Genomic DNA, 15,462 nt, shown 5'->3' on the forward strand with positions numbered 1-15,462 from the left:
ACCGGCACTGCGATCGGCCCCGCTACAAGCCCGATGACCGCAGTGTTAAGGAGGGAGGTAAACGAACCGTTAGGGCTTCAGGAATGACGCAGGACCAGGGCGGGACCGCGGCACGGACGCTCTCGGGAATCCGCGCCGGGCTGGAGCGCGTCGAGCCGCTGGAGACCTACGGACGGGTCGTGGCGATTCGCGGCCTGCTCGTCGAGGTCGCAGGCCCCGTCGCCGCGATGCGGCTCGGCGGGCGGCTCGACGTCGAGGGCGCCGGCAGCGCCGGGCTGATCCCGTGCGAGATCATCGGCTTCCAGGGCGACCGGGCGCTCGCCATGCCGTTCGGCTCGCTCGAGGGCGTCCGCCGCGGCTGCCCCGCCTTCGTCCGCGACGAGGCCGCGGGCGCGATCCGGCCCTCGCCGGCCTGGCTCGGGCGCGTCGTCGATGCGCTGGGCCGCCCGGTGGACGGCCTCGGCCCGCTCGCCAGCGGGCCGGAGATCTACCCGCTGCGGGCCGACCCACCGCCCGCCCATGCCCGACGCCGCGTCGGGACGCCACTCGATCTCGGGGTGCGCTGCCTCAACACCTTCCTGACGATGTGCGCCGGGCAGCGCATGGGCATCTTCGCCGGCTCCGGCGTCGGCAAGTCCGTGCTGCTGTCGATGCTCGCCCGCTACACCGCCGCCGACGTCGCGGTGATCGGTCTCGTGGGCGAGCGCGGCCGCGAGGTTCAGGAATTCCTGCAGGACGACCTCGGCGCCGCCGGCCTCGCCCGGTCCGTGGTCGTGGTCGCGACCTCGGACGAGCCGGCCCTGATGCGCCGGAACGCCGCCTACGTGACCCTCTCCGTCGCCGAGCATTTCCGCGATCAGGGCGCCAAGGTGCTGTGCATGATCGATTCGATCACGCGCTTCGCCATGGCCCAGCGCGACATCGGCCTTGCCGCCGGCGAGCCGCCGACCGCCAAGGGCTACACCCCGACGGTGTTCTCGGAGCTGCCGCGCCTGCTCGAGCGCGCCGGCCCCGGCGTGGGGGAGGGGACGATCTCGGCGCTGTTCACGGTTCTGGTGGAGGGCGACGACCACAACGAGCCGGTGGCGGATGCGGTGCGCGGCATCCTCGACGGGCACATCGTGATGGAGCGCTCCATCGCCGAGCGCGGGCGCTATCCGGCGGTGAACGTGCTGCGCTCGGTCTCGCGCACCATGCCGCGGTCCTGCGACCCGGCCTTCCTCCCGGTGGTGCGGCGGGCGCGCAAGCTGCTCGCGACCTACGCCGACATGGAGGAGCTGATCCGCCTCGGCGCCTACCGCGCCGGCGCCTCGGCCGAGGTCGACGAGGCGGTGGCGCTCATGCCGCGATTGGAGGCTTTTCTGGGGCAGGGTAAGGAAGAAGCAACCTCCATCGGCGATGGTTACGCACGGCTCGCGGAGATCGTGGGCGGTTCCTGAGACGTGCGGTGCGGCGGCCCTTCGCCGCCTCCGCTCCTCGGGTCATATGCCTGGATCTCCTGCGTTGTGTGGAGTGAGCGTATCCCATGAAATCGCGTGACACGCTGATCCGGCTGCGCCGCTTTCAGGTCGACGAGAAGCGCCGCCGCGTCACCCAGATCGAGATGATGATGGCCGACTTCCAGCGCATGGCGATGGAGCTCGACCGCGAGGTCGTCCACGAGGAGGCCCGCGCCGGCATCACCGACATCGGGCATTTCGCCTACCCGACCTATGCCCGCGCCGCCGCCACGCGCCGGGACAACATGCGCCAATCGGCGATCGCCCTGGAAGGCCAGCTCGCCGAGGCCAAGGCCGAGCTCGGCGAGGCGTTCGAGGACCTGAAGAAGGTCGAGATCCTCGACGATCGCGAGCGCTCGGCCGAGCGCGCCGCGGAAGCCGTCCGCGAGCAGGCGGCGATGGACGGGATCGGCCTCGCCCGCGCCCGCGCCCGCGCCTGAGGCGAGCCGCGCCCCAGCGCCTCACGCGAGACACGCGTCCGCGCGAGAGGCAAGGCGGCACGAAACCGTCATGATCCGATGACATCAGACCGCGCAGGCGCGCTCCCGCGGGCGTGCTTGCGATGCGTCGCGTCCTGACGCATCAGGGGCGTTCCCCCCGAGGTGTCGGTGTCCATGAAGAAGATCAGCGATTTCATCTGGCCGATCGTCGGCCTCGCCGCGGTGATCGTCTCCGGATACCTGCTGTTTCGTGAATTGCGCGGCATCTCGCTGTCGGAGATCAAGGGCAGCCTCGCCGCCATCCCGCCGCACCGCTTCCTGCTCGCCGCCCTGTCGACGCTGGTCGCGTACGCCGCTTTGGCTTGGTACGACCGGATCGCGCTGCTGCATCTCGGCGTGACGCACATCTCGACGTTCTTCGTCTCGGTCTGCTCCTTCACCACCTACGCGCTGTCGCACAACATCGGCGCCTCGGTGTTCTCCGGGGCGGTGGTGCGCTACCGCGCCTACACCGCCAAGGGCCTGTCGGCCGCGCAGGTCGCGGTGCTCGTGGCCCTGTGCTCCTTCACCTTCGGCCTCGGGACGATCCTGCTCGGCGGCTTCGTGCTCGTCGCGCTCCCCGATACCCTGACGCGCCTCCAGGGCTACCTGCCGGCGATCCTCACCAACCCGAGCACCGCCCGCACCCTCGGCGCTGTCCTGCTCGGCGCGGTCGCGCTCTACATCGCCGGCTCGCTGCTCCGGCTGAAGCCGCTGACGATCCGGTCGTTCAAGCTCGAGTACCCGCGCCCGCCGATCATGATCCGGCAGATCATCGCGGCCCCGCTGGAGCTGCTGGGGGCCGCCGGCATCATCTATTTCGCGCTGCCCGAGGCGCACAATCCCGGCTTCCTCGTGGTCCTTGCGGTCTTCCTCGCCTCGTTCTCGGCGGCGCTGGTCTCGAACGCGCCGGGCGGCCTCGGCGTGTTCGAGCTGGTCTTCGTGGTGGCGATGCCCGACATCGCTCGGCCCTCGATCATCGCCGCGCTCCTCGTCTTCCGGATGTTCTATTTCTGGCTTCCGTTCCTGATCTCGGTGATCGTGGTGCTGCTCTACGAGCGCAACCGCCTGGCCGGCGCCCTGCGCGGGACCGGGACGTCGGCAGCCCCCACGCCGGACCCGCCGCTCGTCGCGCCCGGCCTCGATCCGGCGAAGATCGAGCGGGACCTGAAGCAGAAGACGGTGTGAGAGACAGGGCCTCGGAGCGGATCTGGCCGCGCGAGGCCTTTTCGTCGAACTGGTCGTGCACCGTGGCGGCGCTCTGAACCTTCGCGTCGCATGGCGGCGATCGACGCGAGACGTCGACGCGGTGGTGCGGGAAGGCTTCGACGAGGCGACGCTCGCGCCATCCGTCGCCCGGGTCGCCGGGCTGATGGGACTCGATCCCGACTGGCTCAACAATGCCGTCGGCATGTTCACGCCCCTCGACGAGCCCGAGAGCTTGTTCGATGTGTCGGGCACCTATCCCAGCGAGGGCCCCCCGGGGCTGAGGACGCTCGTGGCCCGTCCGCATGATCTCCTCGCCATGAAGCTCCGCGCCCTGAGCAGCCTCGATCGCGGAACGCGCGACATTGACGATGCCCGCGCGCTCGCCGCCCATCTCGGGATCCTCGACCTGGAAAGCCTGCACGCCCTCGACGCGTCGATCTACGACGAAGCCCCGCCGATCGATGCGCAACTCCGCTTTCCGGGCGTCCTGGACGCGTCGTCGTGAGACCCGCCACGCTGCACGCGCTCGCCATCCGCATCCGCGAGGATGGCGAATGGGATCATCACAGCCGCGAGTTCCTCGACGCGTTCTACGCGCTCGACGGCGAGATCGAGCGCCAGGCGGCGATGATCGCCGGCGATCCCGGACTCGTCGGCGATCGGCGCGCGGACGCCTATCTCGGTGCGATCGCCGAGCATCTTGCACGCCGTTGGGGATTGCCGATCCCCGGATGGGTGCGGGACGACGCGCGTTACCTCACCACGGCGTGGTTCCTGCCGGACGAGCCGAACCTGCGCGACTACCTGCTCTGCGCGAGCCCGGTCGCCTTCCGGGTTCGCCTGATCTTCACGGGTCCGGATCCGCTGCAACGCGCGCGATTTCCCTATCGCCGCGGCGTTCGAAGCCTGCCGCTCGATTATCCGCCGCCGGACCTCAGACCGAGCCGACGTTGCGAAGCCGCGCCCGCGCGTGAATCTCCGCCTGGCTCATCACCGGCGTCTCGCGGCGGAAGCGCTCGATGATCGAGCGGACGAAGGGCCGGGCCTGGACCGAGGTGACGAGCACCGGCATCTCGCCCATGCGGGCGGCGGTCTCGAACCGGTCGCGCACCGTCTGCACGAATTCGGTGAGCTTCGAGGGCTGCATCGCCAGGTAGCGCTCGTCGCGCTCGCCGACGATCGAATCGAGGAAGGCCTGCTCCCAGGCCGGCGACAGGGTGATAATCGGCAGCATGCCGTCGGCGCCCTGATACTGCGCACAGATCTGGCGGCCGAGCCGCGCGCGGACGTGCTCGACGATGTCGCGCGGGTTCTTGATCGATCCGGCGACCTCGGCGATGCCCTCGACGATGGCGCCGAGGTCGCGGATCGAGACGCGCTCGGCCAGCAGGAACTGCAGCACCCGCTGGATGCCCGTGGTGTTGATCTGCGAGGGCACGACCTCCTTGACCAGGTCGGCGTGCTCCTTGGACAGCTCGCGCAGCAGCTTCGAGACCTCGACGTGGTTGAGAAGTTCCGAGACGTGCGCCTTAATGATCTCGGTGAGGTGCGTCGAGACGACGGTGGCCGCATCGACGACCGTGTAGCCCTTGAGCTGGGCCTGATCGCGCAGGGACGCGTCGATCCAGGTCGCCGGCAGGCCGAAGGTCGGCTCCAGCATGTGCTGGCCGGGAAGCTGCACCTGCCCGCCCATCGGGTCCATCGCCATGAACTGGCCGGGGAAGATCTGGCCGGTTCCGGCCTCGATCTCCTTCACGCGCACGACGTACGCGTTGGCATCGAGCTGGACGTTGTCGAGGATCCGAACGGAGGGCATGACGAAGCCGAGATCGGCCGCCAGCTGCCGGCGCAGCGCCTTGATCTGGTCGGTCAGCCGGTCCTGTCCCTCGCCGTTGACGAGGGCGAGGAGGGCGTAGCCCATCTCGAGCTTGAGCTCATCGAGCTTCAGGAGGTCGGTGACCGTCTCCTCCTTCTCCTTGGCCGCGGCCGCCACCGCCGCCGCGTCCATCGGCACGCCGGCGGCATCGAGCGGGGGCGCCTCGCGGGCGGTCTTCGCGAACCGCCAGGCGGCGTAGCCGGAGGCGCCGGCGAGGGCGAGGAACGGCAGCATCGGCATGCCGGGCATCAGCGCGATCAGCACCATCACGCCCGAGGACATGCCGAGCGCCTTCGGGTAGTTGGCGAGCTGCTTGCCCAGCGCCTTATCGGCCGAGCCCTTCACGCCGGCCTTCGAGACGAGGATGCCGGCCGCGGTCGAGACGATCAGCGCCGGAACCTGCGAGGCGAGGCCGTCGCCGATGGTGAGCAGGGTGTAGCTCTTGGCCGCCGCGCCGATCGCCATGTCCTGCTGCGCGACGCCGATGATGATGCCGCCGACCACGTTGATGAAGGTGATGAGCAGGGCGGCGATCGCGTCGCCGCGGACGAACTTCGAGGCGCCGTCCATGGCGCCGAAGAACGACGATTCCTCCTCGAGCGCCGAGCGCCGCGCCTTGGCGACCTTCTCGTCGATCAGGCCGGCCGAGAGGTCGGCGTCGATCGCCATCTGCTTGCCGGGCATCGCGTCGAGGGTGAACCGCGCCGCGACCTCGGCGATGCGGCCCGAGCCCTTGGTGATCACGACGAAGTTCACGATGATCAGGATCGCGAACACGATGATCCCGATGACGAAGTTGCCGCCCATCACGAAGTTGCCGAAGGCTTCGATGACGTGGCCGGCCGCCGCCGTGCCCTCGTGACCGTGTCCGAGGATCAGCCGGGTCGAGGCGAGGTTGAGCGCCAGCCGCAGCATGGTCGCCATCAGCAGCAGCGTCGGGAAGACGGTGAACTCGAGCGGGTTGTCGATGAACAGCCCGGTCATCATGATCAGCACCGACATGATGATCGACACGGCAAGCAGCAGGTCGAGCAGCACCGACGGCAGCGGGAAGATCAGCACCGCGAGGATGCCCATCACCGCGGTGGCGAAGAACAGGTCGGTGCGCTTGGTGAGCGCATCGAGGCTGGCGCGGTTCGGCATCGAGAAGCCGGCGAGCGCCGACAGGCCTCCGCTCCGCTCCGACGCGATCGCCGTCTCGCTCATGTCCACCGCTCCCGCCCGCGACGGGCGGACCCGGCAAGATCTGCCGGGCGGATGGTTAGCGGCGCCTTAACGGAGGCGATCGATGCCTAAGGCCAAGCTGGAACCCGGCTCGGATTCCGCGGCTTGAACGGGCTCGGGATCGGGCCCGCCGTCCAGGCGGTTTGCGCGATCCGAGGTTCGACACCGGAGGAATGCCCATGGCGATGCGAGCCATCACCGCCCTGTTCGACGATTACGACGCGGCGGCCCGCGCGGTCGACAAGCTCGAGGCCGAGGGCATCCCGCACGGCGACATCAGCATCGTCGCGAACAACGCCGAGGATCGGCACGCCGGGCGCTTGGCCCCCGTCGGGGATCCGACGCGCTCGTCCGACCCGAACGACGCCAACGTCGGAGGCGCCGGCACCGGCGCGACGCTCGGCACCGTGCTCGGCGGCGGCGCCGGCCTCCTGGCGGGGCTCGGGATGCTGGCGATTCCCGGCATCGGCCCGGTGGTGGCGGCGGGCTGGCTCATCGCAACCGCGGCCGGCGCCGGCGTCGGCGCGGCGGCGGGCGGGCTGCTCGGCGCGCTGACCGGCGCCGGCCTCAGCGAGCACGAGGCGGAGACCTATGCGGAGGGCGTGCGCCGGGGCGGGACCCTCGTCACCGCGCGCGTCGACGAGGGCCATGCCGACCGCGTCCTCGCCATCCTCGATCGGCACGGCTCGATCGATCTCGACGAGCGGGCGCAGGACTGGCGGGCACAGGGCTGGACCGGTGGGATGACCGGCTCGGACGGGGCGAGGGGTGAGATCGGGTCGACCGCGATCGGCGCCGCGGGCTCGACTACGACGGGGCTCGACACCGAGAGCGGCCACACCCTGCTGCCGGCGGAGGAGCACAAGGCCGCGGGCACGCCGCCTGCGCCGACCCAGACCTTCGGATCGGACCGCCGCTGACCCCCGAACCTGGTCGCCTTGCGGCGATCAGGTTATCTGCTTGCGGGCAAACAGGGCGGCGGCGAAGAACACCGCCGCGCCCGCCGCGACCAGGCTGCTCATCAGCAGGCGCCGCGGCTGCGTCGAGGATTCCGCCAGCACCGGCTCGACGATCGGGCTGAAGAACTCGATCTGCCGCGCCGCGATCATCCGCGCGCGCTCGTTGGCCGCGATGACCTTGGCGTAGTATTTCTCGGTGTCCTTGCGCTCGTTGTCCAAGGCCTCGAACCGCGTCAGCGCGTCGGAGAGCAGGCGCTTCTGCTCCGGATCCTGGCTCGCCGACTGACGCTCGATCCGGCTGATGTTGTCGTCGAGGTCCTTGATCTGCGCCTTCATGTCTTGGATCCGGCGCGATTCCGGTGCGAGGTCGCGCAGCGACATCGTCAGCTGAACCGACAGGTTGATGCGCGCGGCACGAAGCTCGCCGATCACCTTCAGATTGGTCTCGTTGGCCTTCTGCGCGTCGAGGACGCCGTCCCGGTTGCGCAGGTCGCGCACCGCGAAGCGGATCTTGGCGAGGCGTTCCTCGGCGAGGCGCATCTCGCGGTTGCTCTCGGCGACCGCGTCGGTGCGCGCGCGCATGCTGAGCTCGTTCACCATCCGCTCGGCTTCCGCCATCACCGCCTTGGTGATCGCCAGCGACTCGGCCGGGTCGAATGCCGACACCGTCAGCGACATGATGCCGGAGCTGCCCTCGAGCTCGACGTTCACGCGCTCGCGCCAGTATTTCAGGAACTTCTCGATCGGCTTCTCGGCGTCGAAGCGGGAGAGGAAGTCGATCTGATCCCGGCTGAACCATTCCCGGATCGGCAGCTTCGCCTGGATGACTTCCAACATCGGCCGGCTGAGGACGTACTGGTGCGTGATCAGCACGTCCTGGGCCAGCATCTCCTTGGGAACGCCGGCGTTGGTGCCGACCGCGTCGGGGGTCGCCTTCTCGGCGCCGCCGAGCGCCGGGCGCAGCGCAAAGCGCGCCTCGGTGACGAAGCGGTCGGAGGCGATGAGGCCGTAATAGATCCCGCCGAGCGCGGTCGGCAGGACGAAGCAGAGCACGAACAGGATCGGCAGCCACGGATCGCTCTTCACGTGGCTCTGGTAGGAGCGGATGCCCTTCTTGCGATCGGCGAAGCGGGACAGCCGCGCGATCTGGCTCAGCGACTCCGCCACCGCCTTGGACCGGTCGGCGGTCGTCAACGGCTGGCCCTGGGGATTGCGGATCTCGACGTTCATGGACCTGCTGTTTCCGTTGTCCCGGCGGAGGCGGCGACCATCCTCGGCTTCGTGCGCGGCGAAACGATGTCTGCCGCGCCGCGCATCCTCACGCGTTCAGGCGGCGATAGACCTCGATCGCGTCGTTGACGTCCTCGTAGATGATCGCGCGGCCGTTGATCAGCACGATGCCCTGCGTGCACCACTCGCGGATGGTCTCCATCGAGTGGGACACCATGATGACGTCGGCCGACTTGCGCCGCTCGGCGAACACCTCCGAGCAGCGCCGCTGGAAGCGCGCGTCGCCGACCGCCGTGACCTCGTCGATCAGGTAGCAGTCGAACGGGATCGCCATGCTCATCCCGAAGGCGAGGCGGGAGCCCATGCCGGAGGAGTAGGTCCGGATCGGCACGTCGAGGTAGCTGCCGAGTTCGGAGAAGTCCTCGACGTAGTCGAGCACCCGCTTCGGGTCCTCGCCGTACACCCGGGCGACGAAGATCACGTTGTCGCGCCCCGTCATCATCGGGTGGAAGCCGCCGCCGAAGCCGAGCGGCCAGGAGACCCGGAGGTTCCGCTTGATCTTGCCGCTCGTCGGCTCCTCGGTGCCGCCGATCATGCGCATCGTCGTCGACTTGCCGGCGCCGTTGATCCCGAGGATGCCGTAGCTGATGCCGGGCTTCAGCGTCAGCGACACCCGCTCCAGGATCGTGCGGCGGTGGCCGTCGGTCTTGTAGATCTTGGTGACGTTCTCGAAGCGGATCACCGCGGGCCGGTCTCCTCGGCGCGACCGGGTCGGCAGGCCGCCCCGCGGCTGTGCGCACCGAAAACGGCGAATCTGAGGATGGCCGGCCGCGCGCCTAATCGACGGCCGGGGCGTGCAACTCGGCGTTGGTGAAGCGCTGCTGCTCCTCCATCACCAGCGCGCCGAGCTCGCGCTTGATCGCGTTGAAGTCCTGGCTCGCCGGATCGCGCGGGCGCGGCATCGGCACGACGACGTCGCGTTTGATCCGGCCCGGGCGGTAGGTCATCACCAGGATGCGGTCGGCGAGGTAGATCGCCTCCTCGATCGAGTGCGTCACGAACACGATCGTCTTGCGGTATTCCGACCAGATCCGGAGCAGCTCGTCCTGCAGCGTTCGGCGGGTCAGGGCGTCGAGCGCGCCGAAGGGCTCGTCCATCAGCATCACCGGCGGGTCGAGGGCCAGGATGCGGGCGATCGCGACGCGCTGGCGCATGCCGCCGGACAGGTCCTTCGGATAGCGCTTGCGGAAGTCGGAAAGGCCGAGCGTCGCGACGATGCGGTCGACGGTGACGGTCGCCTCGGGCTTGGGCACCCCCTTGATGTCGAGGCCGAAGCGCACGTTGTCCTCGACGTTCATCCACGGGAACAGCGCGTATTCCTGGAAAACCATGCCGCGGTCCGGCCCCGGCTGGGTCACCGGGCGGCCGCCCAGCGTGATCCGCCCGTCGGTCAGCGGGGTGAAGCCGGCGATGGCGTTCAGCAGGGTGGACTTGCCGCAGCCCGACGGACCGAGCAGGCACAGGAACTGGCCTTCGGGCACCGTGGCGGTGATGTCCTGCAGCGCCGCGACCGCGGCGGTTCCAGAGCCGAACACCTTCACGGCGTTCGCGACGACGATCTCTGCGGACATGAACGGCCTATCGCTCGAGGCCGCGATGCCAGCGCAGCAGGTGGTCGTTGAGGCGGCTCATCGCGCCGTCGATGATCAGGCCGAGGATGCCGATCGTCAGCATGCCGCCGATGATCTTGTCCGACCACATGTACTCGCGCGCCTCGAGGATGCGGTAGCCGAGGCCGTCGGAGACCGCGATCATCTCGGCGACGATCACGACGATGAAGGCCGTGCCGATCCCGATCCGCATGCCGGCCAGCACATAGGGGCTCGCCGCCGGCAGGATCACGCGGCGGAACATCGTCCAGGAATTCGCCCCGAGGTTCCGGGCTGCGCGGATGTAGATCGAGTCCACCTGCCGGACGCCGGCGATGGTGTTGACCAGCACCGGGAAGAAGGTGCCGAGCGCGATCAGGAACAGGGCGGGCGGGTTGCCGAGCCCGAACCAGACGATGGCGAGCGGGATGTAGGCGATCGGCGGGATCGGGCGCAGCACCTGCAGCAGCGGGTTGAACAGCGCGTAGAGCCGGTCGCTGGTGCCGAGCATCAGCCCGGTCGGCACCGCGAGCCCGGCCCCGATGACGAAGCCCGAGAGCACCCGCGTCAGGCTCGACACCGCGTCGTGCGGCATCTCGCCGGAGAAGAGCCAGGCGGCGTAGCTCTCCTGGCCCGGCTCGTAGGGGAGGGCGGGCAGGAGGCCGGCATACCACTTCACCGCGACCGCGCTCGGCGGCGGCAGGACGATCGGCGAAAACACCCCGACCCGGCTCAGGATCTCCCAGAGGACCAGCAGCCCGACCGGGACGACGGCGCCGCGAAGCGAGGACAGCCGCATCACTTGATCTTCAGCTCGGCCTTGGCCCTGTCGAGAAGATCGGTCTTCACCCACTCGGCGTCGCTCTTGGGCGGGGTCACCATCTTACCCAGGCCGTACTTCATCATGTAGTCGGTGGTCGTCTGCATGTGGCCGGCCGGGACGTCGTAGGTGTAGCTCGCGTTGGCCATGCCGTCGCGAAAGTCCTGGCTCGAGAGCTGGCCCTTGAACACCGATTCCCGCACGTACTTCTCGGCGAGCGCCGGGTCGTCGATGAACGCCTTGGTCGCGGCCACGAACAGCTTGAGGACGCGTCCGGCGATCTCGGGCTTCTCGTTGTACATCTTCTCGGTCATGACGAGCGGACGCACCGGAATGCCGATCGGCGTGTCGTAGGGCTTGACCACCTCGACGCCCCAGCCGGCGCTGATCGCCTGGGTCGATTGCGGCTCCGACTGGCAGATCACGTCGACGTACTTCTGCGCCAGCGCCTGGTTTAGGTCGGCGTAGTTGTTGAAGTAGATCAGCTGCACGTCCTTGCCGGCGCGCTCGCCCCAGGTCATGCCGTGCTTGTCGAGCTCGGCGAGCAGCATCAGGTCCTGCGTCCCGCCGCGGACGGTGGCGACCTTGAGGCCCTTCACGTCCTTCAGCGTCTTCACCGCGTCGAGGTCCGGCCGCTTCAGGATCCGCACGCCGCCGTTGGCGAAGCCCGCCACGACGTAGAGCTTCACGCCGTTGCCGCGCGCCGCCACCGCGCCGTCGGCGCCCGAGGCCGAGATGTCGATCTGGTCGACCGCCATCGCCGGATAGATGTCGGCGCCCTTGGCGAACTGCTTCTCGTCGATCTTCAGGCCGAACTTCGGGGCGATCTCCTTCATGTACGAGATCGCGCCGTAATGGGCGAACTTCAGGTTCCCGAGGCGGACGACGTCGTCGGCCTGCGCCGCTCCGGCGGCCAGGAACAGGATTGCGGCGGCGGCAGCCGAAGCGCGCTTGAACATCGATGTCCTCCGGTCGCAGGTCGTCCCGCCTGCGTTTGGCCCGACGCTGTACGCCGGCCGTCGCATTGACTAGGCGCGGGCTCGACTGAAAGTAAAGCGCAGGGAGGCGACGCGGTGACAGCTGTTGAAACGGATGAAACCGGCCCGATAGCCGTGGTCGGCTGCGGCACGCTCGGCGCGAGCTGGGCGGCGCTCTTCCTGGCGCACGGCTTCGATGTGGCGGCCTACGACACCGCCCCCGGCTTCGCCGATCGGATGCTTGCGTCCGTCGCCCGATACCGCGATCAGCTGGCCGAGCTCGGCCCGACCGGCACGGGTCGCCTCGAGATCTGCGAGACGCTCGACCAAGCCGTGTCCGGCGCCGTCTTCGTCCAGGAGAACGCGCCGGAGAACGAGGCGGTCAAGCGCGCGATCCTGGCCGAGCTCGACGCGCGGGCGGCCCCCGGCGTGATCGTCGCGTCGAGCACCTCGGCGATGCTGCGCAGCCGGATCGTCGCCGATTGCGGCACGCCCGAGCGCGTGATCGTCGCCCACCCGTTCCACCCGCCGCACCTAGTTCCGCTGGTCGAGATCGTCACCGGCGACGCCGCGGTCGCCGAGCGCGCGGCGGCGTTCTACGCCGGGCTCGGACGGCGCCCGGTGATCCTGCGGCGCGAGATGCCGGGCCACGTCGCCAACCGCCTCGCCTCGGCCCTGTACCGCGAGGCGGTGAACCTCGTCGCCGAGGGGGTCGCGAGCGTCGCCGACATCGACGCCGCGCTCTGCAACGGGCCGGGCCTGCGCTGGGCGGCGATGGGGCCGCACATGACCTACCATCTCGGCGGCGGCGCGGGCGGCATCCGGCACTATCTCGACCATCTCGGCCCGAGCCAGGTCCGCCGCTGGGAGAGCCTCGGCCATCCAGACCTGAGCGAGGCGGTGAAGGACGCCATCGTCGAGGGCGTCGCGGCGGAGGCGGCCGGACGCTCGCTCGCCGACCTCGAAGCCCGCCGCGACCGGGCGCTGATCGACATCCTGAAGGCCCGGACCGAGGTCGCCGGGCCGTAGCCGGCGCAAGGGTTCGCTGCGGCCATGCGCCGGGCGCAGCGCGACGGCCGCAACGGGCGTGCTATGCGCGGCACCTCCTCGAACACGAACCGGTCGGCCATCCCGTGAACGCCGTGATGATCATCGTCCCGATCTTCGGGATCATCCTGATCGGCTGGGGCGCCGCGCTCGCCGGGCTGCTCTCCGACAAGGTGAGCGAGGGCCTGTCGGAATACGTCTTCGCCATCGCCGTGCCGTCGCTGATCATCGCGACGCTGACCAGGCCCGGCCTCGAAGGCGAGATCGCCTGGGGCTACTGGATCGCCTATTTCGGCGGCGCCGGCGTGTCGTGGCTCGCCGGCTCGCTGATTGCGCGGAGGCGGGACGGCATCGGGCGGCAGGGCGCGATCCTGCACGGCTTCGCTGCGAGCCAGTCCAACACGATCTTCGTCGGCGTGCCGACCATCCTGCAGGCCTACGGCGAGGAGGGCGCGTTCCCGCTCTTCCTGCTGCTCGCCGTCCACCTGCCGCTGATGATGGGCTGCGCCACCTTCCTGATCGAGGCGGAGGCCGGTCGCTCCCTGTGGCAGCGCCTGCGCGGCCTCGCTCTCGTGCTGATCCGCAACCCGATCTTCGTGGCGCTGCTCATCGGGATGGCGCTGAAGCAGGGCGGCGTCGTCCCGTCCGGCATCCCGAAGTCGCTGATCGACATGTTCGCGGCGACCGCCTCGACCTGCGCGCTGATCGCGCTCGGCGCCGGGCTGCGGCGCTACCGGGTGCTGTTCGACCTGCCGGGTGCCGTGGTGATCGCGCTGCTCAAGCTCGTCGTGCATCCGCTGATCGTGTGGCTGCTGGCGACCAAGGTGTTCGCGATGCCGCCGGCCTATGCCGGCGTCGCGACCCTGTTCGCGGCGATGCCGGTCGGCATCAACGCCTACCTGCTCGCCATGCGCTACCGCACCGAGACCGGGCTGATCGCGGCCTCCCTGCTGGTCTCGACGCTGCTCGCGCCCTTCACCACCATCGCCTGGCTGACCCTGCTCGGCCGGACGTGACAGCGGCGCGCGGCTGACCCTTCGCCGCGCCGGGCGCGGTGGAAGTCGGCGCGCATCCGTCTATTTTCGCGAGCAACGGACCGGCGGACCACCGAACCGGCGAAGACAGTCTCGGAGAGGGACCGACCATGAACGCACCGATGCGCGCGCCTGCCGGAAGCGCCGGCCCCACGGCCAAGGCGTCGGCCGGCTTCGTCTGGGACGACCCGTTCCTGCTCGACGACCAGCTCACCGAGGACGAGCGCGCGATCCGCGACGTGGCGCACGACTTCGCGCAGGAGCGCCTGCTGCCCGGCATCGTCGAGGCCTACGCCGAGGAGAAGACCGACCCGGACCTGTTTCAAGAGATGGGCGCGCTCGGCCTGCTCGGCGTGACGATCCCGGAGGAGTACGGCTGCGCCGGCGCCGGCTACGTCGCCTACGGCTTGGTGGCCCGCGCCGTCGAGCGGGTCGATTCCGGCTACCGCTCGATGATGAGCGTGCAGTCGTCCCTGGTGATGTACCCGATCCACGCCTACGGCTCCGAGGCGCAGCGCCGCAAGTTCCTGCCGAAGCTCGCGTCCGGCGAGTTCATCGGCTGCTTCGGCCTGACCGAGCCCGATGCCGGCTCGGATCCCGGCGGGATGAAGACGCGAGCCGAGAAGATCGACGGCGGCTACCGCCTGTCGGGCGCCAAGATGTGGATCTCGAACGCGCCCTTCGCCGACGTGTTCGTGGTCTGGGCGAAGTCCGACGCGCATGACGGCGCGATCCGCGGCTTCATCCTGGAGAAGGGCATGAAGGGGCTCTCCGCCCCGACGCTGAAGGGAAAGCTGTCGCTTCGCGCCTCGACCACAGGCGAGATCGTGATGGAGGGCGTTGAGGTCGGCGAGGACGCGCTGCTGCCGAACGTCTCCGGGCTGAAGGGGCCGTTCGGCTGCCTCAACCGCGCCCGCTACGGCATCTCGTGGGGGGCGATGGGTGCCGCCGAGGATTGCTGGCACCGGGCGCGGTCCTACACCCTGGAGCGCAAGCAGTTCGGCCGTCCGCTGGCGCAGACGCAGCTGATCCAGAAGAAGCTCGCCGACATGCAGACCGAGATCACCCTCGGGCTGCAGGCGTCCTTGCGCGTCGGCCGCCTGATGGACGAGGGCAAGATGGCGCCGGAGATGATCTCGCTGATCAAGCGCAACAATTGCGGCAAGGCGCTCGACATCGCGCGGACCGCCCGCGACATGCACGGCGGCAACGGCATCATGGGCGAGTACCACGTGATGCGGCACGCCCAGAACCTCGAGACGGTCAATACCTACGAGGGCACGCACGACGTCCACGCCCTGATCCTCGGGCGTGCGCAGACCGGGCTGCAGGCCTTCTTCTGAACGGAGGACCGCGACGATTGGATGTTTCGCCGCGGGCATATGATACAACGGTACGTTTCTTTCTCTCGCGCGTTGTTTATCCGACAACATCATGTCGATGAACGAGTGAGAATCTT

15 protein-coding genes are annotated in these 15,462 nt (G+C 69.4%); 9 read left to right on the top strand and 6 right to left on the bottom strand.

Annotated features, from left to right (window positions below; genetic code table 11):
* The first annotated feature begins 83 nt into the window (after nt 1–83).
* The 5 genes from fliI (at nt 84) to MKK60_RS16110 (ending at nt 4,210) form a co-directional block, all read left to right on the top strand.
* Nucleotides 84–1,439 (top strand): flagellar protein export ATPase FliI, encoded by a 1,356-nt coding sequence (gene fliI / locus MKK60_RS16090; protein ID WP_147843018.1) that lies wholly within the window; start codon nt 84–86, stop codon nt 1,437–1,439.
* 86 nt (nt 1,440–1,525) lie between these two features.
* A complete protein-coding gene (gene fliJ, locus MKK60_RS16095) occupies nt 1,526–1,939 on the top strand; it encodes a flagellar export protein FliJ (RefSeq protein ID WP_243987195.1) in 414 nt (137 codons plus the stop codon).
* Nucleotides 1,940–2,113: 174 nt separating this feature from the next.
* The gene (locus tag MKK60_RS16100) at nt 2,114–3,166 is read left to right on the top strand and encodes a lysylphosphatidylglycerol synthase domain-containing protein (protein WP_147728231.1); all 1,053 of its coding nucleotides are present in this window, start codon (nt 2,114–2,116) and stop codon (nt 3,164–3,166) included.
* A 55-nt stretch (nt 3,167–3,221) separates the two neighbouring features.
* Nucleotides 3,222–3,692 carry a hypothetical protein gene (locus MKK60_RS16105; protein WP_243987197.1) on the top strand — a complete coding sequence of 157 codons (471 nt, stop codon included), beginning with the start codon at nt 3,222–3,224 and terminating at the stop codon, nt 3,690–3,692.
* Nucleotides 3,689–4,210, top strand: a complete 522-nt coding sequence (locus MKK60_RS16110) for a hypothetical protein (protein WP_243987199.1) — start codon at nt 3,689–3,691, stop codon at nt 4,208–4,210. The genes MKK60_RS16105 and MKK60_RS16110 overlap by 4 nt, the downstream gene beginning before the upstream one ends.
* Here the strand turns inward: MKK60_RS16110 and flhA are convergent.
* Nucleotides 4,122–6,269, bottom strand: a complete 2,148-nt coding sequence (flhA, locus tag MKK60_RS16115) for a flagellar biosynthesis protein FlhA (RefSeq protein ID WP_147728230.1) — start codon at nt 6,267–6,269, stop codon at nt 4,122–4,124. The genes MKK60_RS16110 and flhA overlap by 89 nt on opposite strands.
* Before the next feature lie 197 nt (nt 6,270–6,466).
* On the opposite strand from flhA, the gene MKK60_RS16120 reads away from it, so the two are divergent.
* Nucleotides 6,467–7,207 (top strand): general stress protein, encoded by a 741-nt coding sequence (locus tag MKK60_RS16120; RefSeq protein ID WP_243987201.1) that lies wholly within the window; start codon nt 6,467–6,469, stop codon nt 7,205–7,207.
* Between the two features lie 27 nt (nt 7,208–7,234).
* On the opposite strand, the gene MKK60_RS16125 is transcribed toward MKK60_RS16120, so the two are convergent.
* The 5 genes from MKK60_RS16125 to MKK60_RS16145 all read right to left on the bottom strand — a co-directional run bounded on the left by MKK60_RS16125 (nt 7,235) and on the right by MKK60_RS16145 (nt 11,904).
* Entirely contained in the window at nt 7,235–8,476 is a 1,242-nt protein-coding gene (locus MKK60_RS16125) for a capsule biosynthesis protein (protein WP_243987203.1), read from the bottom strand.
* An 88-nt stretch (nt 8,477–8,564) separates the two neighbouring features.
* Nucleotides 8,565–9,218, bottom strand: a complete 654-nt coding sequence (locus MKK60_RS16130) for an ABC transporter ATP-binding protein (RefSeq protein WP_147726065.1) — start codon at nt 9,216–9,218, stop codon at nt 8,565–8,567.
* Nucleotides 9,219–9,312: 94 nt separating this feature from the next.
* Complete coding sequence (locus MKK60_RS16135; RefSeq protein ID WP_147726064.1) at nt 9,313–10,107, bottom strand: ABC transporter ATP-binding protein; 795 nt, start codon at nt 10,105–10,107, stop codon at nt 9,313–9,315.
* 7 nt (nt 10,108–10,114) lie between these two features.
* Nucleotides 10,115–10,924 carry an ABC transporter permease gene (locus tag MKK60_RS16140; RefSeq protein ID WP_243946193.1) on the bottom strand — a complete coding sequence of 270 codons (810 nt, stop codon included), beginning with the start codon at nt 10,922–10,924 and terminating at the stop codon, nt 10,115–10,117.
* Complete coding sequence (locus MKK60_RS16145; protein WP_147726062.1) at nt 10,924–11,904, bottom strand: ABC transporter substrate-binding protein; 981 nt, start codon at nt 11,902–11,904, stop codon at nt 10,924–10,926. Before MKK60_RS16145 ends, MKK60_RS16140 begins: the two co-directional genes overlap by 1 nt.
* Nucleotides 11,905–12,018: 114 nt before the next feature.
* On the opposite strand from MKK60_RS16145, the gene MKK60_RS28605 reads away from it, so the two are divergent.
* The 3 genes from MKK60_RS28605 to MKK60_RS16160 all read left to right on the top strand — a co-directional run bounded on the left by MKK60_RS28605 (nt 12,019) and on the right by MKK60_RS16160 (nt 15,346).
* Nucleotides 12,019–12,951: a 3-hydroxyacyl-CoA dehydrogenase NAD-binding domain-containing protein gene (locus tag MKK60_RS28605; protein ID WP_243987205.1), complete on the top strand. Its 933-nt coding sequence runs from the start codon at nt 12,019–12,021 to the stop codon at nt 12,949–12,951.
* Nucleotides 12,952–13,067: 116 nt separating this feature from the next.
* The gene (locus tag MKK60_RS16155; protein WP_279604120.1) at nt 13,068–13,985 is read left to right on the top strand and encodes an AEC family transporter; all 918 of its coding nucleotides are present in this window, start codon (nt 13,068–13,070) and stop codon (nt 13,983–13,985) included.
* A 128-nt stretch (nt 13,986–14,113) separates the two neighbouring features.
* The gene (locus MKK60_RS16160) at nt 14,114–15,346 is read left to right on the top strand and encodes an acyl-CoA dehydrogenase (RefSeq protein WP_243987209.1); all 1,233 of its coding nucleotides are present in this window, start codon (nt 14,114–14,116) and stop codon (nt 15,344–15,346) included.
* The last annotated feature ends 116 nt before the right edge of the window (nt 15,347–15,462 follow it).

Origin of the sequence: Methylobacterium sp. J-092 (assembly GCF_022829325.1) — a bacterium.
In the GTDB taxonomy this organism is placed as follows: domain Bacteria; phylum Pseudomonadota; class Alphaproteobacteria; order Rhizobiales; family Beijerinckiaceae; genus Methylobacterium.

What these genes read in the sequence shown, in the direction of transcription:
- fliI (WP_147843018.1), top strand. Translation starts at nt 84, where the DNA reads ATGACGCAGGACCAGGGCGGGACCGCGGCACGGACGCTCTCGGGAATC.
- fliJ (WP_243987195.1), top strand. Translation starts at nt 1,526, where the DNA reads ATGAAATCGCGTGACACGCTGATCCGGCTGCGCCGCTTTCAGGTCGAC.
- MKK60_RS16100 (WP_147728231.1), top strand. Translation starts at nt 2,114, where the DNA reads ATGAAGAAGATCAGCGATTTCATCTGGCCGATCGTCGGCCTCGCCGCG.
- flhA (WP_147728230.1), bottom strand. Translation starts at nt 6,269, where the DNA reads ATGAGCGAGACGGCGATCGCGTCGGAGCGGAGCGGAGGCCTGTCGGCG.
- MKK60_RS16120 (WP_243987201.1), top strand. Translation starts at nt 6,467, where the DNA reads ATGGCGATGCGAGCCATCACCGCCCTGTTCGACGATTACGACGCGGCG.
- MKK60_RS16125 (WP_243987203.1), bottom strand. Translation starts at nt 8,476, where the DNA reads ATGAACGTCGAGATCCGCAATCCCCAGGGCCAGCCGTTGACGACCGCC.
- MKK60_RS16135 (WP_147726064.1), bottom strand. Translation starts at nt 10,107, where the DNA reads ATGTCCGCAGAGATCGTCGTCGCGAACGCCGTGAAGGTGTTCGGCTCT.
- MKK60_RS16140 (WP_243946193.1), bottom strand. Translation starts at nt 10,924, where the DNA reads ATGCGGCTGTCCTCGCTTCGCGGCGCCGTCGTCCCGGTCGGGCTGCTG.
- MKK60_RS16145 (WP_147726062.1), bottom strand. Translation starts at nt 11,904, where the DNA reads ATGTTCAAGCGCGCTTCGGCTGCCGCCGCCGCAATCCTGTTCCTGGCC.
- MKK60_RS16155 (WP_279604120.1), top strand. Translation starts at nt 13,068, where the DNA reads ATGATCATCGTCCCGATCTTCGGGATCATCCTGATCGGCTGGGGCGCC.
- MKK60_RS16160 (WP_243987209.1), top strand. Translation starts at nt 14,114, where the DNA reads ATGAACGCACCGATGCGCGCGCCTGCCGGAAGCGCCGGCCCCACGGCC.